General features: G+C 35.9%; 21 protein-coding genes, 1 rRNA gene and 2 pseudogenes. 10 read left to right on the top strand and 14 right to left on the bottom strand.

From position 1 onward, the window contains the following. Window positions 1–86, top strand: a 5S ribosomal RNA gene (gene rrf, locus BOQ62_RS15695); the annotation flags it as partial. A gap of 1093 nt (window positions 87–1179) precedes the next feature. After that, complete coding sequence (locus tag BOQ62_RS15690; protein WP_129040953.1) at window positions 1180–1452, top strand: bacteriocin-like protein; 273 nt, start codon at window positions 1180–1182, stop codon at window positions 1450–1452. A 65-nt stretch (window positions 1453–1517) separates the two neighbouring features. On the opposite strand, the gene BOQ62_RS15685 is transcribed toward BOQ62_RS15690, so the two are convergent. Further along, window positions 1518–2468 (bottom strand): isopenicillin N synthase family dioxygenase, encoded by a 951-nt coding sequence (locus tag BOQ62_RS15685; RefSeq protein ID WP_129040951.1) that lies wholly within the window; start codon window positions 2466–2468, stop codon window positions 1518–1520. Between the two features lie 83 nt (window positions 2469–2551). Here BOQ62_RS15685 and menD point away from each other — a divergent pair, with 83 nt between their 5' ends. Further along, window positions 2552–4222: a 2-succinyl-5-enolpyruvyl-6-hydroxy-3-cyclohexene-1-carboxylic-acid synthase gene (gene menD / locus BOQ62_RS15680; RefSeq protein WP_129040949.1), complete on the top strand. Its 1671-nt coding sequence runs from the start codon at window positions 2552–2554 to the stop codon at window positions 4220–4222. 2 nt (window positions 4223–4224) lie between these two features. Here the strand turns inward: menD and BOQ62_RS15675 are convergent, their stop codons facing one another. After that, window positions 4225–4851, bottom strand: coding sequence for an aminotransferase class IV (locus BOQ62_RS15675; RefSeq protein ID WP_129040947.1), 627 nt, complete (start codon window positions 4849–4851; stop codon window positions 4225–4227). Beyond that, window positions 4835–5812, bottom strand: a complete 978-nt coding sequence (locus BOQ62_RS15670) for an aminodeoxychorismate synthase component I (protein ID WP_129040945.1) — start codon at window positions 5810–5812, stop codon at window positions 4835–4837. Before BOQ62_RS15670 ends, BOQ62_RS15675 begins: the two co-directional genes overlap by 17 nt. A 164-nt stretch (window positions 5813–5976) precedes the next feature. Between BOQ62_RS15670 and BOQ62_RS15665 the strand changes: the two genes are divergently transcribed. The 4 genes and pseudogenes from BOQ62_RS15665 to BOQ62_RS15650 all read left to right on the top strand — a co-directional run bounded on the left by BOQ62_RS15665 (window position 5977) and on the right by BOQ62_RS15650 (window position 8725). After that, window positions 5977–6582 (top strand): hypothetical protein, encoded by a 606-nt coding sequence (locus tag BOQ62_RS15665; protein ID WP_228414200.1) that lies wholly within the window; start codon window positions 5977–5979, stop codon window positions 6580–6582. A gap of 73 nt (window positions 6583–6655) precedes the next feature. Beyond that, window positions 6656–7384 carry a beta-carotene 15,15'-monooxygenase gene (locus tag BOQ62_RS15660; protein WP_129040943.1) on the top strand — a complete coding sequence of 243 codons (729 nt, stop codon included), beginning with the start codon at window positions 6656–6658 and terminating at the stop codon, window positions 7382–7384. Window positions 7385–7398: 14 nt separating this feature from the next. Continuing rightward, a pseudogene (locus BOQ62_RS15655) lies at window positions 7399–8477 on the top strand (AI-2E family transporter). A gap of 11 nt (window positions 8478–8488) precedes the next feature. After that, window positions 8489–8725 (top strand): DUF3820 family protein, encoded by a 237-nt coding sequence (locus BOQ62_RS15650; protein ID WP_129040941.1) that lies wholly within the window; start codon window positions 8489–8491, stop codon window positions 8723–8725. A gap of 77 nt (window positions 8726–8802) precedes the next feature. Here the strand turns inward: BOQ62_RS15650 and uvrB are convergent. The 4 genes and pseudogenes from uvrB to BOQ62_RS15630 form a co-directional block, all read right to left on the bottom strand. Then, window positions 8803–10793, bottom strand: a pseudogene (uvrB, locus tag BOQ62_RS15645) (excinuclease ABC subunit UvrB). A gap of 177 nt (window positions 10794–10970) precedes the next feature. Continuing rightward, entirely contained in the window at window positions 10971–11561 is a 591-nt protein-coding gene (locus BOQ62_RS15640) for a hypothetical protein (RefSeq protein WP_129040939.1), read from the bottom strand. Continuing rightward, entirely contained in the window at window positions 11558–12757 is a 1200-nt protein-coding gene (locus tag BOQ62_RS15635) for a M56 family metallopeptidase (protein WP_129040937.1), read from the bottom strand. The genes BOQ62_RS15640 and BOQ62_RS15635 overlap by 4 nt, the downstream gene beginning before the upstream one ends. 2 nt (window positions 12758–12759) lie before the next feature. Next, window positions 12760–13131 (bottom strand): BlaI/MecI/CopY family transcriptional regulator, encoded by a 372-nt coding sequence (locus tag BOQ62_RS15630; protein ID WP_129040935.1) that lies wholly within the window; start codon window positions 13129–13131, stop codon window positions 12760–12762. A 106-nt stretch (window positions 13132–13237) separates the two neighbouring features. Between BOQ62_RS15630 and BOQ62_RS15625 the strand changes: the two genes are divergently transcribed. Continuing rightward, on the top strand, window positions 13238–14455 hold the full coding sequence (locus tag BOQ62_RS15625) for a PQQ-dependent sugar dehydrogenase (RefSeq protein WP_129040932.1): 1218 nt from the start codon (window positions 13238–13240) through the stop codon (window positions 14453–14455). 167 nt (window positions 14456–14622) lie between these two features. Here the strand turns inward: BOQ62_RS15625 and BOQ62_RS15620 are convergent, their stop codons facing one another. From BOQ62_RS15620 to BOQ62_RS15610, 3 genes are all read right to left on the bottom strand, one after another. Then, on the bottom strand, window positions 14623–17049 hold the full coding sequence (locus BOQ62_RS15620) for a TonB-dependent receptor plug domain-containing protein (RefSeq protein ID WP_129040930.1): 2427 nt from the start codon (window positions 17047–17049) through the stop codon (window positions 14623–14625). Window positions 17050–17211: 162 nt separating this feature from the next. Further along, window positions 17212–18369, bottom strand: coding sequence for a pyridoxal phosphate-dependent aminotransferase (locus BOQ62_RS15615; protein ID WP_129040928.1), 1158 nt, complete (start codon window positions 18367–18369; stop codon window positions 17212–17214). A 2-nt stretch (window positions 18370–18371) separates the two neighbouring features. Continuing rightward, the gene (locus BOQ62_RS15610) at window positions 18372–19448 is read right to left on the bottom strand and encodes an FAD-dependent monooxygenase (RefSeq protein WP_129040926.1); all 1077 of its coding nucleotides are present in this window, start codon (window positions 19446–19448) and stop codon (window positions 18372–18374) included. A gap of 344 nt (window positions 19449–19792) precedes the next feature. Between BOQ62_RS15610 and BOQ62_RS15605 the strand changes: the two genes are divergently transcribed. Next, window positions 19793–21034: a pyridoxal-dependent decarboxylase gene (locus tag BOQ62_RS15605; protein WP_129040924.1), complete on the top strand. Its 1242-nt coding sequence runs from the start codon at window positions 19793–19795 to the stop codon at window positions 21032–21034. A 22-nt stretch (window positions 21035–21056) separates the two neighbouring features. Here BOQ62_RS15605 and BOQ62_RS15600 read toward each other — a convergent pair whose 3' ends face one another. The 4 genes from BOQ62_RS15600 to BOQ62_RS15585 all read right to left on the bottom strand — a co-directional run bounded on the left by BOQ62_RS15600 (window position 21057) and on the right by BOQ62_RS15585 (window position 24478). Continuing rightward, window positions 21057–21668, bottom strand: a complete 612-nt coding sequence (locus BOQ62_RS15600; RefSeq protein WP_129040922.1) for a DUF502 domain-containing protein — start codon at window positions 21666–21668, stop codon at window positions 21057–21059. Between the two features lie 32 nt (window positions 21669–21700). Then, window positions 21701–22279, bottom strand: a complete 579-nt coding sequence (locus BOQ62_RS15595) for a tRNA-(ms[2]io[6]A)-hydroxylase (RefSeq protein ID WP_129040920.1) — start codon at window positions 22277–22279, stop codon at window positions 21701–21703. A gap of 75 nt (window positions 22280–22354) precedes the next feature. Continuing rightward, window positions 22355–23443, bottom strand: a complete 1089-nt coding sequence (locus BOQ62_RS15590) for an acyltransferase family protein (RefSeq protein WP_129040918.1) — start codon at window positions 23441–23443, stop codon at window positions 22355–22357. A gap of 147 nt (window positions 23444–23590) precedes the next feature. Next, a complete protein-coding gene (locus BOQ62_RS15585; protein WP_129040916.1) occupies window positions 23591–24478 on the bottom strand; it encodes a metalloprotease in 888 nt (295 codons plus the stop codon). Between the two features lie 184 nt (window positions 24479–24662). On the opposite strand from BOQ62_RS15585, the gene rplU reads away from it, so the two are divergent. After that, a complete protein-coding gene (gene rplU, locus BOQ62_RS15580) occupies window positions 24663–25241 on the top strand; it encodes a 50S ribosomal protein L21 (protein WP_076597840.1) in 579 nt (192 codons plus the stop codon). Window positions 25242–25243 lie beyond the last annotated feature (2 nt).

The following is a 25243-nucleotide window of genomic DNA, read 5'->3' as shown; positions in this document are numbered from 1 at the left end:
CTCACCTGTTCCCATTCCGAACACAGAAGTTAAGCCCACCAGCGCCGATGGTACTGCGAAAGCGGGAGAGTAGGCCGCCGCCAGTTTTTATTTTATTTTTAAAAAATCCTTTATCTGATGATAAAGGATTTTTTTTGTTTTATAACCATCCTAAAACAAAAACCCAAAACAACCATCCAACCAATGCATTAGTTACCTAAACTACTTCATACTCTACCTGGAAGCCTATCTCTTCCATCCTCCATTATCTATTCTTATTCTCTATTCCACAATATTGTCACTCCATAGGAGTCTAAACAAAATTCTTCCATACAATTACAATAGCAGAAAGATTACTCATCGTAATTAAAATGCTTCGACTCAGCTCAGCATGGCACTGCTAATACCAAGAGCTAAAAAACTTATACATTATTCTGTCATTTTTGCATCCTCTAAAACTCACATAAATAAGCTTGGATTCCTACGGAATGACACAATGGAAACAGAGGTATATTGTTATAATACTATCCATTTGATAGTAATCTGAAGACTCCCAGATTACTAATTGGTTTTTTAAACCAGAACTTGTCGCCCTATAACTAATAGAATCAATATACCCTTGAACCCGAAGTCCGAATTATTCACGGGCTATCATTTTAAGCTCATAAATAGCTTATCAAATATAAAAAACTATCAGGTCCTAAGAAAAGTATTTAAAGAGCAGGAATCTGTCTTATTTTAATCCAGAAGAAATAAAAAAACCGCCTCTATTAAAGAAACGGTTCAAATTTTATGACATTGTGATTGTAAAGATTACATATCGCTGGTTGTGTCCGGGCATTTGAAATCATCACTGCAGGTAGCGCATACAATTACTCCGCTGCAATAATACATACAGAAATCTGTTTCAGGAAGAGTAGCTCCTCCAGAAATGTTTTTTAATTGGTTTTTTGTAGTTTTTTTAAATTTTTCATATTGTTTTAATTAAAAATTTGTAGGTATAGTAAAATTAATCAAAATAATTTTAATTAAACAATATACTGTTGGTTAAAAATGAAATTTAATATATGAGCTTGTATTTTAAGTCGGTTTATATTTGTTTTTATTTAAATGTTTGATTATTAGTGAAATAAGTGCTATTTTTAAGTCAGCGTTATCCGAAAAGCTTATAGAGTAGGAAATACCAAAAAATCAAAAACTATGAAAAACCAAAAAAAACTTTCAAGAGAAGACCAAAAAAGTATTGTTGCAGGAGTAGACTTTCCTGCTTATTGTTTTGAAGGTGGAGGACCGGGAGAAGGAGGCTGTTCCGCCGGAGAAATCTGCTCAGGTGGAAAATGTGTGCCTTACGGAGGAGAACCTGGGGGAGGAGGAAATCCTGGAGGTGGTGGTGATACGTATATCTGTATCTGCCCGTGGGGAACTTTCACTCAACCCACACCGTGTCCTGAATTTTATTGTATAACAGGATAGAACAAAAGTTTCTAATCGAAATATAATAAAAACGGCTGCCTCTAGTTTGAGACAGCCGTTTCTTTTTATTTTTTAATCAATCCCAGTTCGATCAATCTTTCATGCAGGAATTCTCCTGCAGTGGTATCTTCGTATAATTTAGGATTGTTTTCATTTACACAGTTATCAAGTGCATTTAAAGACATTGCACTGATAGGATGCATAAAGAAAGGAATTGAATATCTTGAAGTACTCCACATTTCTCTTGGTGGGTTTACCACTCGGTGGATAGTAGATTTCAACTTGTTGTTGGTATGTCTTGAAAGCATATCTCCAACATTGATCATCAGTTCATCTGGTTCTGCAATAGCATCAATCCATTCTCCATTGTGGTTTTGAACCTGAAGACCTTTACCTTGTGCTCCCATTAAAAGGGTAATAAGGTTAATATCACCATGAGCCGCTGCTCTTACAGCATCATCCGGTTCTTCAGTGATTGGAGGGTAGTGAATTGGTCTTAAAATAGAATTTCCTTCTGCGATTTTGTCATCAAAATAAAATTCATTTAAACCAAGGTGCAATGCCAAAGCTCTTAGAACATATTGTCCTGTTTTCTCAAGCATTTGGAAGGCTTCTTTACCTACTTCGTTGAATTTTGGAAGTTCATCAACGATTACATTGTCAGGATACTCAGTTCTGTATTTTGAATCATCAGACAAATACTGCCCAAAGTGCCAAAATTCTTTTAAGTCTCCTTTTTTGAAACCTTTTGCAGTTTCTTTACCGAATCCTACATAACCTCTCTGGCCACCAATTCCTGGAATCTCATACTTCTGTTTCGTTTCCACTGGCTGTTCAAAAAAGTTTTTTACCTCTCCATACAAATCATCCACTAGGTTGTCATCAAGAAAATGGCCTTTTAAGGCTACAAAACCAATTTCTTCATAAGCTTTTCCGATTTCATTTACAAATTTCTGTTTGCGTTCCGGGTTGTCCGAAAGGAAATCACGCAGGTCTACACTAGGTATTTTATCCATTTTTAGAAATTTACGAATAGCAAAATTACATTTTTTTGATTTAAATGATTTTAAAATCATTATTTATAAGTTAAATTTGCTGTATGAAAAAATATTCTTCTAAGAGAAGTATCCAAATACTTGCACATCTTCTTCAGCAGTACGGAATTGCAGATATCGTAATTTCTCCGGGGTCAAGAAATGCTCCTTTGGCCATCCATTTTTCAGAGGTAGATCGTTTCAACTGTTACAGCATTGTAGACGAAAGAAGTGCTGCTTTCGTAGCAATGGGAATGGCAAAAAGTGAGAAAAAGCCTGTAGCAATTACCTGTACCAGCGGATCAGCGGTGGTGAATTACTATCCGGCGGTTACTGAAGCATTTTATCAAAATGTTCCACTTTTGGTACTAACGGCAGACCGGCCAACTGATTTTGTTGATATATTTGATGGACAGACGATAAGACAGAAGGATGTTTTTCATCAGCATTCTTACGGTGATTTCCAGCTTTTGGAAGACAGTAAGGAGAATGCAGAAGATATTAATTTCGATATTATTAAAAAAGCGATTGAACTTTGCTTTGAAAAGCAAGGACCTGTACATATTAATATTCCATTGGAAGAACCTTTGTATGAGCTGGTATCAGAACTTCCTACTTTTCCTACTGTGGAAAAAACAATCAAGCATAAAGAATATGAAATTCCTTCCAATCTGATTGCAGAATGGCATACTTCACAGAGAATTTTGCTATTGGTAGGAACAAGAGATTACAGTCCGGAGCTGGAAAATCAATTGACTCAATTGGTGAAAAATCATTCTGTAGTGGTATTGAGTGAAGCCAATTCAAATTTACATCATGAAAAGTTCTTTAGACATATAGATCGTTATATATTCAACTTTACAGAGGAAGATTATAAAACATATGCACCGGATTTGTTGATTACGATTGGGCAGAATGTGGTTTCCAAAAAGGTAAAACAATTCCTAAGAAGTGCCCGCCCGAAACAGCACTGGCATCTTGATGAAGTGTGGCAGCCTGATACTTATTTCTCCCTTACAGAAAAGGTGGAGGTGAAACCGGAGGTTTTCTTCTCAAAACTGTTGAAATTTATCAATCTGGAGCCTAGACCTTATTTTAACCTTTGGGATGTTTTAAGAGATAAAAAAGATGCTAAACACGAGCTGTTTTTGAATACCATTGAATTCTCAGATTTTTATTTTTTCAATAAGGCATCACAAACGATTCCTGAAAACTATAATATTCATTTCAGTAATTCTTCAGGAATCAGATATGCACAGCTGTTTGACTTCGGGAAGAGAAAGATGTACTGTAACAGAGGAACCAGCGGTATTGATGGTTCTACTTCCACGGCAATGGGATTTGCCATCAAAAATGAAAATCCTACTTTACTGATCACAGGAGACCTTAGTTTCTTTTATGATATTAATGGACTTTGGAATCAATATATTCCTCCATTTGTAAGAATTATGATCTTCAATAACGGTGAAGGAAATATTTTTAAAATCATTCCGGGGCCTGGAAATGCCAATCCGAATACACTGGATGAGTTTATTGCTACAAAACACCGTAAGAATGCAGAGTCTCTGGCAAAACATTTCGGGTTCTCCTATGTCAGAGTAGAGGATGAAATTACATTAGACAGAGTTCTTGAGAATTTCTTCAAACCTGATGCAAAGCCGAAAATCCTGGAAGTAAATACTCACGGGAAGAATAGTGCAGATGTACTGAAGTCATATTTTGAATTTATGAAATAGATTTAAAGATCAAGATATTCTTCATTCCCCGGCAGATTGATAATTCTGTCGATAGGATAGATGAACATATCATCGAAATCATTCAATGCATTAATGATCTGGAAATGGGTGAATTGCTTTATGTTTTGTAAAGTAATCTCCGTTTCTTTGATCTTTTTTTGCTTTAAAAGATGTTGTCTTTGTACTCCGTTCAATAAATAAGTAGAAGGGGTAAACCAGTCTTTTCCCTTTAAAAACAGCAGGTTAGAGAAAGAGGTATCAGTGATATGATTGTTTTTGACAATAATAATTTCTTCTGCCTTGGCTTTCGCTTTCATTTTATCCAGTTCTTTACGATCCTCGAACTTGAATGAATAATCAAAGCTGTTATTTTCTACCAGCTTGAAATCATGAATTTCAGGGATTGCATAAGGAATCATCTGAGTCCTGATTCTTTTGTCAAGATCATAGGCAATTCTTAGCTTGAAAAGACCATCCTCATCATGCTGCAAATTTTTATAGATCTTGGCCAGATCAATAGAGTCTTCTTTCCCGAAATGGGAAAATGTTTGATTGACACGTTTCTGATGTAGATCCAATAGAAAAATCTCCTGATCTTCTACTTTAATGCTTTCAATGAATTGGGACATAGATTTTATTTTTCATTTCCTGATACTCGTCTTCTAATGTACTCATATGCGTTATTCCGCCCCCGCTTTTGAAATAAAGTTGGTCTCCTTCTTTTTCTATAAAGCGTATCATCACACAGCTGTCCACATTTTGGCCGTCAAACCAGCCGCAAACTCCCGTGTAATATCCTCTGTCATACCCTTCTGCGTCCAGAATTATTTCCAGCGTTTTAGGTTTGGGAGCTCCTAAAATAGAGCCTGCAGGAAGCAGTTTCTGAATAATACTTCCTATTTTCCCGTCAAATTCAGGTTTTATTTTGCCCGAAATCTCGGAACTCATTGCATACAGATCTTTCTGTTGGGTCTTGATAAAATCAATATGCTGGAACTGGTCTACCTTTACATCATCAGCCACCATGCTCAGATCATTCCGAAGCAGATCTACTACTGTATAATGCTCTGCTTTTTCTTTCTTATCATTTTTCAGGATTTCTGCAGCATTTTCAATGGAAGCATCAATTGTTCCTTTCATAGGATAAGTAAGAATTTTACCATCAATAATCTTTACAAAAGTTTCAGGAGAAAAAAATACAAAAAAATCTTTATAAAATACTTTATACTTCGCATTTGAGTGAGAAAAAATTTCTTCTAAGGTTAAATTAGTCTCTATCTTTGTTTTTCTAGTATAATTTGCTAAATAAGAGTTTCCTAAACGAATATTTTTCTGAACTTTATCAAAACCTATCTGAAAGCTTTCCAAGGTTTCAGGATATGATTTCCATACTACTTTTTTGTTTAATGCTTGTGGTTTTTTTGTGTTTGAAATATGTTGGAAATCAATAATTAAACCTTCTTTTTCAATTTCATTTTCCTGATATATTTCAACGTTCTCCGAGAGAAAGTCGATGACGAAAAAATAGGGAACCTTCCGAAGAGAAAGTTCATCCATTTCCATAAATTTTTGATGATTCACTGAAAACATTCTGCAAAAATACTTATTGATGTTTACTTTTGCATAAATTTTTTTATGATGCAGAACAAATATCCTCAGAAACCGGGAATAGATTTTATATTGAAGCAGGCATTTTTTTATTGGAATAAAACACTCGTTTTTCAGTTGATGTTTTCCATCGTCTTTTTGCAATATTGCTGACTGCCGTTATGCTTTTCGGGGAGAAATATGACGTTTTTTCTTATAACAAAGAATTGCAGGAAGCTTTTATGCAGGGAACTCAGGTTTATTTGAAAAAAATGGAGGCCATTACAGCAACGGAAAATTATCAGATGTTTACCTTAGCGATTTGGGGAACTACAGCATTTCTGTATCCATTGAATCTCGGAATGTTCCAGATTTACCGTAAGCTTGATCTTAAAGAAAATATTGTTATAGGAGACCTGTTTGCTGGGTACAACGGGCTTAACTTTTTTAAGTATGTGGGATATTTTCTCTTCTGGTTTTTTATTTATAGGTTTACCCTTCCTACTGTTGTGCTGGCAGTGATTTGGGTTGCTGTTACCCTATTTGTTGCTCCATTGATGTTCTTTACCAATAAAAGAATCTTCGAGGCCATTTCTCTGAACTTTAAAGCTCTTAAAATGTATTTTGTAGAAATAATGGTGTGCGTCATTGTTGCTTTCCTGTTCAAGTATTTAGGTTTTGCTTTATTTTTGATAGGAGGTCTTTTTACATTCCCTTTCTGGAATGCGATGATTTACGCTCTTTATAAAACAGTTTTTTCGGAGAAAAGTTAAAATTTCATTCACGTTTAATGTATTCTTTTGCCAAAAAAAACTAAATTTGGTAAAATCATTAAATATTTAAACTATGTCTGAATTTAACGAATTTGATCAGCAAGGCTCTGTACCCAACAGAGATACGGGGTCAATTATTTCTCATGCTTTTGAAATGTACAAGGGCGTTTTCGGTTACGGAATTGTAGCCATGATTATTTACCTGATCGGAGGGACTGTTATTCAAATGCTTACAGGGTTTGACTCTGCATCCATGGTTGAAGAGATGAAATCTTCAGGAGGTGACTTTAATTACTGGAGTGCTCCCGGACTTCCTTTGTATATGGGTGCTTCCAGCCTTTTCGGACTTTTATTATCTCCTTTGTATGTAGGATTGATCTACATGGTGAATAAATACAATACTAAAAATCCGATTGAGTTTTCTGATCTTTTTATCGGATACCGTCAGAATTTTGTAAACATTTTGATTTACAGTTTTCTTGCGTGGATTATTTCGTCAATTGCTCTGGCATTGTGTGTTTTGCCTATCATTTTTGTATATCCTTTCCTTTTAATAGGATATCCGATTCTGTTATTTGAAAACGCATCAGCTACAGAAGCTTTATCAAAATCTTTCAATATAGCTAAAGAAAACTACGGAACTTTCTTATTAACAGGGTTTTTAGGATTCCTGATCTCTATTGCAGGGGTTATCCTTTGTGGAATCGGGATTATCTTAACCGCTCCGTTTATTATGATTGTAATGTACTCTACCTATTGTGCTTTCTTAGGAAAACCAAGACAAATTATGTTCAGCAAATAAAAATATAATAATACATGATGAATAAGGACAAACAAATAAGCAGTGTTGCGATAAAACAAATGTCATTGCTGGCCATTATTTTGGTTTTGGCGGGATTAATCTGTTTTAATCTGGCATTGTTTATTCCTTCGGTTCTGGGGGCAATTACCATTATGTCGTCTGCAGAAAGTATAATTTTTATCTGCAGGAAGAAAAAAAGTGGAAACCGTCACTGGCTGCCTTTGCATTAATGTTTGCAAGTCTTATTGTTCTTATTCTTCCGATCTATTTTATTGCTGATCTGATTATTGATAAACTGGGAAATGCACAGGCTTATATGGCTAAGTTCAATGTTTTCCTGGATAAAATCCATTCTTATATTTTCTCTAAAACAGGGTTTGATATTCTGAGCAAAGAGAATATGGCGAAACTGAAAGATAATGTAGGAAAATACTCTACGTCTGCAGTCAGTGGGACTTTCAATACCCTTACCGTAGTAATGTCCATGTATTTTATTCTTTATTTTATGCTGGAGAGACCAAGACTTTTTGAAAAGATCCTGACTTCTTCTGCTCCATTGAAGAGATCCAACATCTCTTTGATTGGCGATAAAATGAGAAAACTGATTATGGCCAATGCTATTGGGATTCCAGTTGTTGCTATAGGACAAGGGATTGTTGCACTCATCGGTTACCTGATTTTTGGGGCACCGGGAGCAGCATTGCTTTTTGCATTAACAGCTGCAGCCTCTGTGATTCCAGTAGTAGGAACGGCTATTATATATGTTCCGGTGTGTATCTTTATGATTGCAGAAGGAAATACCGGACAAGGAATTGGTTTAGCAATCTATTGTCTTGTGGTGGTAGGGCTTACTGATAATCTGCTTCGTTTTACTCTTTTAAAGAAGCTGGAAAATATTCATCCATTGAATACCGTATTCGGAATTATTATGGGGATGAATCTATTTGGCTTCATGGGACTAATTTTCGGCCCCATTCTGATCTCTTTAACCCTTCTCTTGGTTCAGGTATACAGAAATGAATTTTCGGATGAAGAAACCCCTCCGGATCTTGAATTACCCGGTCAGGATGATATTAAGGAAAAATTAATTTAATTATATACAACGTGGAAGGACTCAACCCTGAAATATTAAAAGAAATCTGTGTCATGAAAATGCCTTTCGGGAAATACGAAGGAACAGTCCTGATTGATCTTCCGATCAGTTACTTAGAATGGTTTAATAAAAACGGAATGCCAAAGGGAAAACTGGGAATGCAGCTTTCAACAGTGTATGAAATCAAATTAAACGGTCTGATGGATCTTTTGACTCCCATAAGAGCATCGGTAAGAAATGGATTCTAAAAATTAAATAAACCTATTTCAGTATAAAGTTTCGGCGGCATCTTTGATGCCGCCGAAACTTTTTTATAACCCATGCTTTAAGCTTTCAAAGCTACAATTTCATCTCTCAGCTTGGCTGCTTTAATAAAATCAAGATTTTTAGCTGCTGCTTCCATCTCTTTTTGCTTTTGCTCAATCATTTTCTCTATATCTTCACTTGCATAAGTAGCCTTTGTTTCGGCCACTTTTTGCATGATTTCTTTTTGAGTATATTTCTGATCAGGAAAATCCTTACTTCTTCCAACAAGATTTTCAGAAATCTTTTTATTTAAAGCGGTAGGTTCCTTTCCATGATCTTTATTATACTGCATTTGTTTTGCACGGCGATATTCGGTTTCATCCAAAGTAGCCTGCATAGATTTTGTGATTTTGTCGGCATACATGATTGCCTTTCCGTTTACATTCCTTGCGGCACGTCCCACGGTTTGGATCATGGATCTCCTGCTTCTAAGCATTCCTTCTTTATCAGCATCCAGAATGGCAACCAATGAAACCTCAGGTAAGTCCAACCCTTCTCTTAATAAGTTGACACCGATAAGTACATCAAAAAGGCCTAAACGAAGATCCTGCATGATCTGAATACGTTCCAATGTTTCAACATCTGAGTGGATGTATCTTGTTCTGATTCCGAATTTGGTGAAGTATTTAGTAAGTTCTTCTGCCATTTTCTTCGTTAAAGTCGTAACCAGTACTCTTTCATCAGCATCTGCTCTTTTTTGGATTTCTTCCATTAAATCATCAATTTGATTTAAAGAAGGTCTTACCTCAATAATTGGGTCAAGAAGTCCTGTTGGTCGGATAATCTGCTCAATATAAGCTCCTCCTGTTTTTTCCAGTTCATAATCTGCAGGCGTTGCAGAAACATAAATTACCTGATTCTGAATGGCTTCAAATTCTTCAAACTTTAAAGGTCTGTTATCCATTGCTGCCGGAAGTCTGAAACCATATTCCACTAATGCTTCCTTTCTGCTTCGGTCACCACCATACATGGCATGAACTTGTGGAACGGTAACGTGGCTTTCGTCAATAACCATTAAAAAATCCTTAGGGAAATAGTCGATCAGGCAGAAAGGTCTTGTTCCCGGAAGACGGCCATCCAGATATCTTGAATAATTCTCAATCCCTGAGCAATAGCCCAATTCTTTGATCATTTCAAGATCCAGCTCTGTTCTTTCCTGAAGACGTTTTGCTTCTAATGGTTTTCCAACAGAGCTAAAGAAATCGACCTGTTTTACCATGTCATCCTGAATATCTTTAATAGCACCATTTAAAGTTTCTTTCGATGTTACGAAGAGATTGGCAGGGTAAATCTGTATCTGATCAAAATTATCCTCTACATTTCCTGTAACTGGGTCAAAACTTTGGATTTTTTCAATTTCATCTCCAAAAAACTGAATTCTGATCGCATTATCAGCGTAAGCAGGGAAAACATCAATTACATCGCCTTTCACACGGAATGTTCCTCTTTGGAATTCATTGAGTGTTCTGGCATACAGTGCATTAACTAATGAATGAAGAAGTGCCGTTCTCGTTACTTTTTCGCCAATTGCTATGGAAATTAGTGATTTATGAAACTCCGTAGGATTTCCGATACCATAAATACAGGAAACTGAGGCAACAATCAAAACATCTCTCCTTCCTGAAAGAAGACTAGCAGTAGCAGAAAGACGTAGTTTTTCGACTTCCTCATTGATGCTCAGGTCCTTCTCAATATAGGTACCTGTTGTGGCAATATATGCCTCAGGCTGGTAGTAATCATAGTAGCTGACAAAATATTCCACGGCATTTTCCGGAAAAATTCTTTAAACTCCATAAAGAGCTGTGCAGCAAGAGTCTTATTGTGTGCCAGTACTAAGGTTGGGCGTTGTACATTTTTTACAACATTTGCAACAGTAAAGGTCTTTCCGGAACCTGTTACTCCAAGAAGTGTTTGATATTTCTCACCGATCTCTATTCCTTCGGTAAGTTTTTCAATAGCTTGAGGCTGGTCTCCGGTAGGTTTATATTCTGATTGAAGCTTAAAATCCATAGAAAAGAATGTATAGAACAAAAATACGAAAGAAATTTTTAGGCTGGATAATCTTTTGAAGATGAATATTTTGATAGTGAAATTTTTAATCTATCATCTAGACAATTATAATTTTTTCAAAAGCTATTATTGGGAAGATTATTAAAATGAAAAAGCGCTAATCATTAGCGCTTTTTATTATTGGTGACGCTCAAAAGTGAGTGTTGCAGGAACCTTTAATACCGAAGCAATGGCTTTTCCATCTTTCACTGCCGGTTTCCAGGTGGTTTCATTACTTATTTTGGTAACTGTTTTTAAAAGTTCCCTGTTCATGATTTCATTTTCTCCCGAAGTGGTTACCTGGGTTGCTATTCCTTTCTCATTGATATGAATATATGCCATCGATGATATTGTCCCGTTATGGCCTTCTATACTACTGACATCCATAATCCGGCTTATTTTACTTTTTAAGTCTTTATCTCCTCCAGGATATTGTGCCGGAATTTCATTTGTGTTCTGTTGAGTAGTGATATTTGTATTCGTGTTTTTACCTTCGTTGCTTTCGCTGATGCTGTTCACTCTTGGAATGATTGTATCCGATGCTTTTTTTAATCCCTGTCTTTTAAAACCCATGATAACAGATGATTTTCCTTCTTCTTTGGTCTTTTCATAATAAGAAGGAGTCATTAAGGTCACCTGATACGGTTGTGGATTTTGGGTCGTTCTGGCGTTTGGGTAAACTTTACTGATATAGACATTTGAAAAGTCATTCGGAGTATAATTTTTCAAATCGCTGTTTTCTGTTTTTTTGAATCAATCCAGACTGCATAATTTTTCTTGTTCAAAAATGACTTCCATTCATTTTCTGTTGGAATTCGTTTTTTCATTTCGGGAAGGGCAAAAAAGGTGATCTTCTGCTCATTTTTCTGATTTTTGTTCAGTAATGGATACAGTTCACCAAGCCTTTTTTTATCACTTTCGGTGACCTTCTTGGAAAATTCTGCATATTTTTCCTGTTTCAAAAGATCAGCATACTTTGCTAATATGTCTTTGAACTCCTGATAGGGATCCTGACCCGCAATTTTGGCAGGTAATTCTGCTATTCTTTCGGAAATAAGAACCTGAGGTGAATTACCCGCATACGTTCTTTCAGAAAATAGAGCTGCTGCTGAAATCAGAACAGTGATTCCTGCTGTTTTCCTGAGCAGACTAAACTTTGATTTTTTTGTATTCATCATAATAAATCTTTTTTTGGTGTTATTAAAACTAAATGAATGAGTCAATGGAGGATTTTGCTGGCTAAGAATTTCTTCCAGAATAAGATGCTGATATTCTTTAATGTTATATTTGTTTTCCATAACGGCTTCATCAGCCAAAAATTCATGATTGGTTATAACCGCTTTCTTGTACAGAAAAAGAACGGGATTGAACCAGGTGAAAATCTTTAGAACATCCAGTAATAAAAGGTCTATACTATGTTTTTGCTCGATATGGGTCTTTTCGTGTAGAAAGATCCTTGGATCTATCGCATTATTATTCATATAGCTTTTTCCTATATAAATGGTATTCCAAAAACTAAACGGGGAAAGGTTCTCCTTGGTTACTACTACATTGTGTTTCTGGTACCTATACTTTTCTCCCGATATTCTTTTTACTGCCAGTATGGAAAAAAGACTTTTTAATAATAGAAAAAGAGTAATGAGTATATAAACTCCCCATACCACATTTGTCCAGTCAAAACTTTCCTGCTCCTGTTGGATAAAAACCAGCTGTTGTGCTGTTTCTTCGATAATCAGTTGAGGAGTTGTTGCAGTGTCCTGGCTTGGGAGGGTAATGGTAACAAACGGAATTGTATAGGATAGCAGTAATGAGCTTAACAAATACACCCGGTTGAATCTGTATATTCTTTCCTTTTCCAAAAACAGGTAATAAACAGCGATGAAAATAGATGAGCATAACACTATTTTCAGAATAATGGCAGACATATCTATTCTTCTATCTGTTTGTCAATAATATCACGAAGTTCTTTCAGTTGCTTTTGGCTGAGTTTTGCATTGGATGTAAAGAAAGATGCAAATTGGGTCACTGAGCTGTTGAAAAAACGGTCAATCATGGAAGTCATTTCCTCTTTGAAATATTCCCCTTTTTCTACTTTTGGGTAGTATTCACGGGAATTTCCATACAATTTATAGCCTACCAGTTCTTTATTCTGCATTCTCTTCAGTAAGGTAGCAATGGTAGTAGGGGCTGGCTTAGGGTTCGGATATGCATCCAGAATATCCTTCATATAAATGGCTTTCTTTTCCCAAAGAATTTCCATAAGGATTTTTTCAGAATCTGTAAGTTTAATCTCTTTCATTCTACAATGTTGTAATTTGTTCTACAAATGTAGAATAAAAATTAATATGTGCAAACTTTATTGGCATTATTTTTCCATTCGTTCTATAAAACCTAATCATAATAATATGAAAATCAATCAATTTTGTATTCCTGTAGTAAGCCTTTTTCTTTTTTTATCCTCATGCAAGGAGAATCATGCCAATGCACAAAAGACGGGAAATGATGGAAGTGTAGAGACAGAAAATCCAAATTCTGATAATAAACCAGCATTTAAAGGACAGACAAGAATCAAGGCAGTGAAGACCACAACAGCTTATAATGTGGAAATATTGAATAAAGATTTGGGAAGGCCCTGGGGAATTATCAATTTACCAGATGGAAGATTTCTCATTACAGATAAGAAAGGGCATATGAATGTTGTTTCTACAGATGGAAGGCAGGTGTCTAAAATAGAAGGTTTCCCAAAAGTAGATTCAAAAGGGCAGGGAGGAATGCTGGATGTAGCTCTTGATCCTGATTTTAAAACCAATAATATGATTTACTTCAGTTTCTCAGAATCATTTGGAAAAGGAAATTTAACCTCTGTGGCAAAGGGGAAACTTTCAGCAGATCTTAAGAATATTTCAGAAGTAAAAGTTATTTTCCGTGCTGAACCTTCGTATGATGGAGATAAGCATTATGGAAGCCGTCTGGCATTTGATAAAGATGGGCATTTATTTGTTAGTACAGGAGAAAGGTCAGATAAAGTAACCAGAGTATATGCCCAGAAAACAGATAATTTTCTTGGAAAGATTTTAAAGATTACAAAAGACGGTAAACCAGCTCCGGGAAATCCTTTTATAGGAAAATCCGGCTATAAACCTGAAATTTATGCTTACGGTGTCCGAAATCCTCAAGGAATGGCAATAGATCCTAATGGAAATCTTTGGGATGTGGAAATGGGACCAAGAGGAGGTGATGAAATCAATCTTATCCAACCGGGAAAAAATTACGGCTGGGGTGATGTAACCTATGGAATAGAATATTCCGGAGATAAAATAGGAAAGGGAATCACTCAAAAAGAAGGAACCGAGCAACCTGTGTACTATTGGGATCCTGTGATTTCACCTAGTGGAATTACTTTCTATACAGGAAACATCGAGGAATGGAATGGAAATCTCATTATCGGATGCCTGAGCGGTGAGCATATTGACAGAATTGTCATGAAAGATAATAAAGTGGTAGGAGAAGAACGTCTTCTTGCAGATCAAAAAGAACGCTTCCGTGATGTGCTGAACGGAATGGACGGAAATCTGTATGCAGTCACAGACAGCGGTAAGCTTTATAAGATTTCAAAAAAATAGAAAAAAACTGTATCAAAATGTCATTCTGAACGAAATGAAATGTAGTGAAGAATCTTATGTTATTGGTTTATAAATGAGATTCTTTGAACGACGTTCGCAGACCTGCAGTCTGTGTCAGAATGACAAAGGTGAAATTATTAACCTTTGATACAGTTTTTTTAATTCTTCTAAAACTTAAAATTAAGTCTGGCAAAAACCTGTCTTCCGGCAAATCCCATCTGTACAGGATCAAAAATACCTCCGGCTTCCGTATTTCCGTCGGATACCTGAGTGGTCTGTAGAGTAGGATATCTGTTGAATAAATTTTTACTTCCTAAAGTCAGATTCAGGTTCTTGCAGAATTCGTAGCCAAAAGAAAGATCGGTAGTTACTTTTGGATTATATACCTGTTCTGTGGAATCATAGCCAATCAGGGTTACTTTATCAAACCTTACCATCTGCAGATTCACGTTGAATTTGTTGAGTCTGTAATTAAGATTTAAATTCACTTTGGTTTTTGGAGCCGAAGCAAGGATAAATGCCTTTTCTCTTGCGCTCAGATAAATATCTTCTTTCCCAGCCAGCTGTTCTGAAGTATTTACTTTTGTAATTTCCATGTCATTATAGTTTCCAGCCAGAGTAGCCGTCAGTTTTCCGGAACCGATGTTTTCACTATAGCTTAAAATAAGGTCAACCCCTTTTGTTTTCGTGTCGATAGCATTGGAGAAAAACTGTACCTGATCGATAAATGGATTCTCTGCCTGAACCTCTGCCGGTAAGTCTGCTTGTGCAAAATATCCGGTAAGAACGATTCTGTCTTTCACGCGAATATAGTAACCATCTACGGTGGCGGTAAATTTTCCTGTATTGAAAGTAAATCCGGCGCTTCCATTCACAGAGGTTTCCTGTTTCAATTGAGGAATTCCAAGGCTGCTTGCCAGTTTGCTGTCATTAGAAGCAAGCTGGATCGTAACCAACTGGCCTCCCTGGAAGTTGGTAAACTGCTGACTGTAGTATTTCTGAGCCAGAGAAGGTGCTCTGAATCCGGTAGAAACAGAACCTCTGAAGGCGAACTGTGGTGTGATGGCATATCTGGTAGCAAATTTACCATTCAAAGTGCTTCCGAAATCATTATAATTTTCAAACCTTCCGGCAATGCTTATCATCCAGTTTTTAGTCACATCCAATTCAGTGTCTACATAGGCTGCAAAATTATTTCTGCTTTTTCCGGTATCTGTGGAATAGCCTGGGAATCCCTGAGATCCACCCGGTCTTACATTTCCGCTTAAAGGGTTTGTAACGAGTAGATTTGGAGGAGTATTTGGCGTTACAGGATTTCCATTGATATCATACATAGAGTAAGAAGCTTCTTCTCCTTTGATGATATTGAATTTTTCATATCTGAATTCCGATCCGAAAGCAACGTTAAGCCCTTCCAGTACTTTAAATTGTTTCACGGCGTTAAAACCAGTCGTATTTTGCAGCAGGGAATGACCTCCCGCATTAAAGCTGGTAGGAGATTTGACTCCTAAAGTGGCATTAATGGTATTATCAATCTGATAGGTAAATCTATTGTTACCAAAAGCATTATAAAAATCTACATCCCAGCCAGCAACCTTGAATTTTAAACCGTTATCAAAAGTAAAGTCTGTAATACTGGTATCTTCAATCGGGTTGAATCCCGTAGGGTAAACTTCAGGAATATTACCGTCTGCATCCGGTGTTCTGGTCCAGGCATAAGCCTTGGTATTTCTATGGGAGAAGCCTTGGCGGGAATAAAATTTCAGACCATCTGATAACGGAAGTTCAATATTTCCGAAAAAGTAAATGTTTTGAGCTTTTGCATCCCCGAAACGCTGTCTTGGGGCTGTGTATAGATCCGGATTTGCATTTCGGATGGCGTAATCTTTATTGATGAATTCTGCAGTAAAGTTTCCAAAGCCGCCTTTTGAACCTATTTTAGTTCCTAAATTTCCACTGAAGTCAAAGGTGGTTCCATCTATTTTGTGATCTGAAACCACATCATTGTTTCCCGGGCTTTTAAAAAGGTTCATACCTGTGAATAAATTTCCTTCAAAACCCTTATCACGGTCATTCAAAATAACATTGATAACCCCCGCGATGGCATCCGAACCATATTGGGCGGAAGCTCCATCACGAAGTACTTCAACTCTTTTTATTGCACCAATAGGGATGGTATTCATATCGTAACCCGTGTTTCCCCTTCCTTTGGTCCCAAAAAGGTTGATCAGTGAAGACTGATGGTATCTTTTTCCATTCAACAAAAGTAAAGTCTGATCGGGGCCAAGACCTCTTAAAGTGGCCGGATCTACAGCATCAGCACCATCAGATCCTGATTGTTTATTGGAATTGAAAGAAGGAGCAGAAAACTGTAAGAGCTGGTTGATTTCCACCTGTCCCGTTGACTGGCTTACCTGTTTAATGTCTATGATGTCTATAGGAACGGGTGTATTAACGACTGTTCTTTTCTTGTTTCGGCTTCCGGTAATAGCTACTTCGTCAATCTTTGATTCTTTCAAAGTATCCTTTACCTGCTGGGCATAGGAAAGGGTAGTAGCTCCAAGGAAAAAAATGCTGATGTATTTTATTCTCATAATGATAATTTTGAGTGGTGATTCGATCAAAATTATCATTATTTATTTTTAAATCAATATTAAAATTAAATATTTAGTATGAAAATCTTAATTCAGTGTTGATTTGTGGTAATTTCGGAAAAATAATAACATATTGTTTAAATTTGATTAAAATTTTTAACATTAAAAGCTGGTAATGATTCTGTTAATTCCTTCTTCTAAAATTTCCTGAGAGGTAGAAAAGCAAATTCTGATATGTCCTTCAGCTCCTTTTCCGAACCATCTTTCTGATCCTGGAACAATGGCTACTTTTCCTTGTTTTAGGACATGCTGAGCAAATTCATCACTGGTCATTCCGTTTTCAATCTTTGGAAACAATACAAAAGTGGCTTCGGGCAGATTAGGCGTTACAATTCCTGAACGGATTAATAATCTAAAAGCAAGATCTCTGTTACTCTGTAAGTGGGTTAAAAATTCTTTATACCAAGGTTTGGCTTTCTCCAGTGCTACACTTCCGGCTATCTGTGATAAGGTAGAAACCCCCTCTATAGTCGAGTTAAAATTGGCTTTCTCGGTAAAATCTTCAAGAATATTCTGATCATTGCACAGCACAGCTCCTATTCTCAATCCTGCTATTCCGAATGATTTTGAAAATCCGTACACCGTAAAGCTCTTTCTCTTTGCCTTCTCCGAAACGGAAGAATAGGTATGGAAGTCTTTTTGGTCATAGATAATATCACTCCAGATTTCATCACTCATTACCCAAAGATCATGAGCAGATGCTATTTCTGCCACTTTTATTAATACTTCTTTAGAATAAATCTTTCCAAGCGGATTGTGCGGATTACATAGGTTGATAAGTTTGGTCTTGGGATTGATTAAAGAAACCAGTTTTTCAAAGTCAATTTCTCCTGTTATCGTATCAACAGGGCAGAGCATTACTTTTCCGCCTGCCGTTTCTACTGATTTTTTGAAGAGAAAATCCACAGGATCCAAAATAATGGCTTCATCACCGGAATTGAGAACGTAAGATGCGATGAGAAACATTCCCTGGGCGGCACTGTTGACCGCCAGTACATTTTCGGGTGAGAAACTTCCATGTTTTTCTTTATTAAAATGAGCTGCAACGCTTTTCTTAAACTCTGGGAGTCCCGAGAATGGGCCATAGCTGAGGTAGCCGTCTTTCAAATATTCAATAATTCCCTGTTCAATTTCCGGTGCGGTTCTGAAATCGGGATCTGCAGCCGTAAGAGGAATGATTCCTTCTTCCAGAGTGGCCCATCTTCCGTTATAGGCTTTTCTTTTTAATGCTTCAAAGTTGATATCGTTGTTGGTGAACATATTTATTTATAGGATATGGGGATAATATTTTCTGTTTGTTGGTTTAATGGAAGTAAAAACTGGTTGAGTAATATTCTCCCATTGCTGATGTGAACTTCAATTTCAGGTTTTCTTTCTGACTCATATTTACTGAAAGCAGCCTGTATATTGTCTTCTTCAACTAAGTATTTCGTTAATGAGAAAGAATCTTTCAGGGCAGAGGTGACTCCTTGACTTGTAAACGGAATCAGTGGATGTGCTGCATCACCTATGAATACAAAGTTTTCATGGTAAAAAGGATTGAGGTTTTCTAATTCATAAACATTCCATAAATGAACATTTTTATACTTTGATTTTTGTATGATTTCCGGGACTAAAGGATGCCAGTTTTCAAAAACTTCAAGCATATATTTTCTTAAGTTTTCTGCAGAACATTCATTGATTGTGTATTTCTTATTATCAAACTGTGAGTACCAGAGAATGGTGTCATCAGAAAGTTTAAGGATTCCGAAAGTCAGACCGCCTTCTTCATGATGAAATTTCATAAAGTCATGTTCAATAGAATCTGCGATTTCTTTATTTTGAATGATGTTCACCACTTCGCTTTCCTGTACAACTTTCATAGATTCATCCTTAAAAAAATGTTTTCTGATTCTGCTTCTGGAACCATCGGAAATGACAGCGATATCTGCATCAATGTAAGTTCCATCAGAAAGCTTCAGTTTTCCGTTCTGTTGATCATCAGGAATAACGGTTTCTTCGTAGATAATCTTTTCCGGAGAGATGTTTTGTGCCAACAGATCAATCAATGAATGTCTTGTGATGGCAAAAACATTATCCAGTTCTTTTTCTGCCAGAATTTTTCCAGTATGGGAATACTGTGTGTACTTTTTCAGAAAACTTCCATGTCTATGAAGAAGATCCGAATCAATGATCTGATAAAGATAATCCATCCCTTCCTTCGGAATGAGAAAACCGTGACCAGCCAGATCTTCTTTTTTTCTCCTTTCGTAAATGTGATAATCAATTTGGTGTTTTTCTAAGTAATTCGCCATGCTTAAGCCGGAAATACCGGCGCCCACGACAGCAATTTTCTTCATTTCGGAATAATGTATTTTTCAGGTTGGTTTTTTAAGTATTTTTTATCTCCTTAAGATAGATGCAAAATTAAAATTTAAAATATAAGTTTTGATGAAATAAAGTTATCATATCGGTATATATTTACCATTATAATGATTTTATTTAATTTGTGATTAATTATTTAAAATTTGCAAAGAATATGTTTTTGAAATGAATTCCATCTGTCTAATAAATTTATCAAAATCTTATTGTATTTATAAGTAAGATCATAAACAGTTTTTATTCATGTAAAAAAAATGTAATTTTGGGAAAATTATTCTGTTCAGTTGAATAGGATGGTTTTCTAAACTTTAAACCAGAAAATATGTATTGGCCAAAGCTTCCTACTGCAACAATTAGAGAAAAAGTTTTTGAAGCATTAAATAAAAACTTGAACTATAACACTGAACCTATACTTGGACTTCCAGGAACATATTTAGATCAAGAACAGTTTTACAATTTTCCATTTTTAAAAGAAGCAGCATTTCTTTCAGTTTTAGTAAATAATCCTAATCATATTGGCTGTCACACCTATAGTGATGGCGAGAAATATTTTTCCGGAACACAACAGCTTGAAATAGATCTTCTTCGGATGTGTGCTGTAGAAATATTAGGAGCTGAAGAATCAAGTTATGATGGATATGTAGCTCCCGGGGGGACAGAAGCAAATATTCAGGCGCAATGGATGTATAGAAATTATTTTATACAGGAAAAGAACGCAAAGGCAGATGAGATTGGGGTTATATTTTCAGAAGACGCACATTATTCTGTTTACAAAGGATCTAACTTATTAGGAATTCATCCTATTGTTGTAAAAGTTGATCATGTTACGAGACAAATTATATTAGATGACCTTAAAGAAAAACTTGAGGATGCATATAATAATGGTGTCCGATATCTTATAGTACATCTTTCAATGGGTACTACAATATTTGGTAGTGTAGATTCTCCAACATCATTCATTAAGCTGGTAAAAGATTATTTTAAAGATTACTTTGTGCATGTAGATGCTGCCTTTGGTGGATTTATTTATCCATTTTCTGCACAAAATAATGAGTTGGATTTTAAAAATCCAGAAGTTAGTTCTATTACTATTGATGGACATAAAATGCTTCAATCACCGTATGGTACAGGCGTGTTTTTATGTAGAAAATCACTTATAGAATATGTACAGACAAAAGAAGCTTCATATGTATATGGATCGGATTTTACCCTTTGTGGCAGTCGATCAGGAGCTAATGCAATTTCCATGTGGATGATTCTGATGACCCATGGGTCTGATGGTTGGGCTCAACTAATACAACAATTGATAAATAGAACAAACTATTTATGTGATGCTTTAGATCAAATGGGAGTTAAATATTATAGAAATCCTGATATGAATATTGTTACAATTGATTCTGATGAAATTTCTAAGGATCTTGCTGAGAAATATTATCTGGTAGCGGATAATTATTTAAATCCTCGTTGGAAAAAAGTAGTTGTGATGGCACACGTTAATAAAGAATTAATAGACAGCTTTTTGATTGATTTGAAAAAAGAGAGAAATGTTGCGGCTTCCTTCTGATAAGCAATTATAATTTTATGGGTTAGAATTTATTGGCTTCATCTACAGAATTAAATCCGGCTACACCACCGCTCACTGCAAACTTCATAGCAGAAGCCGCTGTCATTCCCACTACAGGTTTGATGTTTTTTTCTTCAGTAACAATTACCCAGCCCGAGATGGCGTACGAGTGGGGAAGGTATACCGCAACGTAATTATGCTTGTCAACGTCCGACATTTCTTTTTGGGTTAAAAAGCCGATTCTCCAGATTTCCGGATTTTCGTTGGTTTTTACCCATACAGGATCGTTGAATTTTTTCTTGTCGCCTACGAATGAAGACATGACGTCTTTCGTAGGTGTGTAAATATGTTTTACTCCCGGAGTTTTCTCCAGTAAGCTGTCCATGGTATCGAAAAAGAATCTTCCGACCACAAATTTATTACCTAAATAACCTAAAATAGCTGTAAACAGAATAATAGATACGAATACAAGCCCTGGAATCTGTTTAGCCAAAGAAGGAACAAGATTGTCGATCGCACTTACAATATACCAGATCACAAAAATGGTAAGTCCTATAGGGCCAATGATAACCAATCCCTGAAAAAAGTTTTTTAGGAATAAATTGGCGATATTTTCAAAGCTTGGCTTCTTCAAGATGTATTAATCTATATTCTTACTATTTTATTTTAACCATGAATGGTTTCTTTATTTCCGTAGGATTTAATAATATTGGCTTCATATTCCAACCATTCTTCCCAACGTTTGTTTACTTTCTCCGGATCTCCAAGCTGTCTTGCAAATCCAATGAAAGTAGTATAATGATTGGCTTCAGAAATCATCAGCTCTTTGTAGAAAACCTTAAGTTCTTCGTCTTTGATGTTTTCGGTAAGAACCTTGAATCTTTCACAACTTCTGGCTTCAATCATAGCAGCAAAAAGCATTTTATCTACAATGAGATCTTCTCTTCTTCCCTGTACAATAAATTTTGCCAGTTCATTTACATAATCATCTTTTCTTGCTCTTCCGAAGGTATGCCCTCTTTTCTTAATGATCTCATGAACCTGATTAAAATGATCCAGTTCTTCCTGTGCAATGGCAAGAAGTTCTGTAACAATCTCAGGATATTCCGGAAGCATAGTAATCAGGCCTATGGCGTTGGTAGCTGCTTTTTGCTCACACCAGGCATGATCCGTCAAAATTTCTCCAATGTTTCCTTCTGCAATGTTTGCCCACCTTGGATCGGTAGGTAGTTTCAACTTAAACATGTTGTAAAATTTCTGTAAATTTAAACAAATTGAGGTAAGAAATGTGACTTTAATTTCAATTTGATCCTTAAAGTCTTAAGATGCGGTCTTCTTTCTTAAGAATTCAAGAATATTCCAACCTGTGGCATCTACTTTTTTCAATCCTGCAGAAATAATGAAAGCTAAAATGATATTAATCCCATAAATAAGGATCATCAAAAGCCACCAAGGCATATTTTCTTTTAACGGAACTACCAGAAAGTAAACGAGCGAAGAGCTGATTCCCTGTGCAAAATAGAAGAAAATAGCATTCTTTCCGATATAGGTAATTAAGTTTTCTTTTGTTATTTTCAATCGGTTGTAAAGAATAAATAAGGTCACCAGAGAGAATAATGCCCAAATGATATAAGGAATTTTTGGTGGAAATTTATTTTTATTGATTTTATAGAAGATCTCTCCTCCATAGTACCAGAACATCCATATAAGTGCTGCTCCTACAAGTGCGTATAATATAGGAATTGCTTTGGTGGGAATCTTTTTTCCACGCATGGTGTGGCCGATTAAAAATACAGCGAGATAAAAAGCAATATATCCAACTTGCCCTGTAGGATAATATTCCGGGAAGATGTTGAATAATAAGGTTAAAGCAATGCAAAGTCCAATGAACCAATTGATATGTTTGGGAAAGAATCTTAAGATAAGAACTCCAAAAACTGTGAGCACATAATATACTTTAAGGTACCAGAAACTTCCCATTACTACCGGAAAAGTATCAGCATTGGTGTATTGATGAAGGTACCAGTTCCCCAGATTTTCCCATTGAGGGTAGATAGAAATGCTGGTTGTGGAATATTTGGAACCAAATGTTGAGTAAAAGCTTTGGAGCCATTCCATGGAAAAGAAATTGAGTCCAGATACTTTAAAGAAGTAATCTAAAAAGAACAGGAAGGTCACAAAAATCATATAAGTGATCTGCAGTTTCAGAAGACGGTACAATGTTTTTTCAATATTGGCTCCGGAAGTAATACCACTGAGCGCATAAAAGAGAGCGACATCAAAGACCAGAGAGAATACCCTTACTTCTGCTGGAATATAAAACTGTCCAGACCAGAAAGCGGTATGGATAAATATGATAGAAAGTGTTGCCAATCCTTTGGCGAAATCAATGTAGAGATCTCTGTTCATTATAGTTACTTGAGTGTTCTTTTTTTTGTTGTTTCAAAAATACAAAGAAATTGATTGGGTAAAATATAAAAGCTTTTAAAAACAAAAAAGGGGCGGAACATACTGTCCGCCTCCTTTCTTAAATATGCTAAAAATGAATGTTCTCGTTTATTGAAGATGTTTAAATTCTTCTGCAGAAATTTCTCCTGACTGAATTTTTCTCAGCTCATCAATATATTGACTCATGTATGCGTCAATTTCAGGATTTACGGTGTTCTTAGCCATCTTATAAGTTCCGTTTAATACTCCCTGATAATAATAGAAGAAGTTGTAATCAAAATTGGAAGCGTTCAGGTCATACTGTCCTAAAAGGAATCCTAAACGAACAGCTGATCTTCTCTGTGCAGGTGTTCCATGGTGGTTTGCACTGGTCGTCTGATAATCTCCAATGCTTTGGGCAAATTCATAAGCAGCGGCTATTTCGGAGAAATTGGTTTTGTTGTAACCATTAGGTCTTCTCAAATAATATCCGGCAAAGCCGTCCGCTTCAAGTTCGTTGGGTCTGTAAGTAGACTCTGTTACAGAAGGAAGGTTAAAGATATATTGCAGCTGATGTCCATACTCGTGCGCAAGGATCATTGCGTTCACAATATCACCACCTTTTGCTTTTGCATCATAATAGATAGCATAACCATAATAAATTCTTCCATTGCCATAAGATATCGCATTGTAGGTAGAATTAAAATTGGTAGGGTCGTTCACAAATCGCAGAAGAGGATTGCTTCTTCCCCACATGCTTGCAATTTTAGTCATTTGTGCATTCATAAAATTGGTGTCTGTGGAGTTTTGAAGTCCTGTCACTAGAACAGAATTGTTGCTCCAGTTGTTGTCTACATAAGAGCAGGTTTTTTCCAGGTCTCCGGGTTGATCAATTTTTGCATTCAGTGTTTCTGTCTGAGGTTGAACATTGTTGTCCATTTGGTCATCACTACATGCTGTTAATGAAGTTACAGCAATGGCACCTGCTAGTAAGCAGAGATTAAAGTTTCTTTTCATATATAAATTCAATTTGGTAGAACGAAGGTAATAAATTATCTCTTAAGTGTGAGTACATTATTGAAAAAAATTATTCAAAACATAGTGAATACGATTTTATTAAAAAAAACATTGCTTTGATTGTAAGCTAATTAGAAATTTATATGTATATTTGCACCTCGAAATAACTAAAAATTTATAAACAATGTTTGCAATTGTAGAAATAGCAGGGCTTCAATACAAAGTTGAGCAAGACCAGAAGTTGTTTGTAAACCGTTTAAAAGGAGATAAAGGAGGAAAAGTTTCTTTCGATAAAGTTCTTCTTACTGTAAACGGTGCAATCACTGTAGGCGCCCCAGCTGTAAACGGAATCACTGTAGAAGCAGAGATCCTTGACCACGTTAAAGCTGATAAAGTAATCGTTTTCAAAAAGAAAAGAAGAAAAGGTTACAAAGTGAAAAACGGTCACAGACAATCTTTAACTCAAATCGTAATCACTGGTATTACTGGTTTTGAAGGTGGAGCTAAAAAAGCTGCTGCTAAAAAAGAAACTGTGAAAGGTGAAGTTCTTTCAGACAACGCAACTGTTAACTTTGGTGAAGATCACGAATTGAACTATCACTTAAAGAAAAACAACTTGTCTCAGTCTAAAGAGAACAGAGAAACTTTAATTACTTTAGGTAAAGCAGTTAAAGTGGAATTAGAAAAAAATATTCTTACTCATGAAGAAGTAGATGCTGCTATCATCAAGAATATTGATCAATTTAAAGCACTTAATAAATAATC

Source organism: Chryseobacterium sp. CH21, assembly GCF_004119445.1.
Lineage (GTDB): Bacteria > Bacteroidota > Bacteroidia > Flavobacteriales > Weeksellaceae > Chryseobacterium.
Note: the sequence above shows the minus strand (reverse complement) of the source record. Positions and strands in the feature narration are given on the sequence as shown.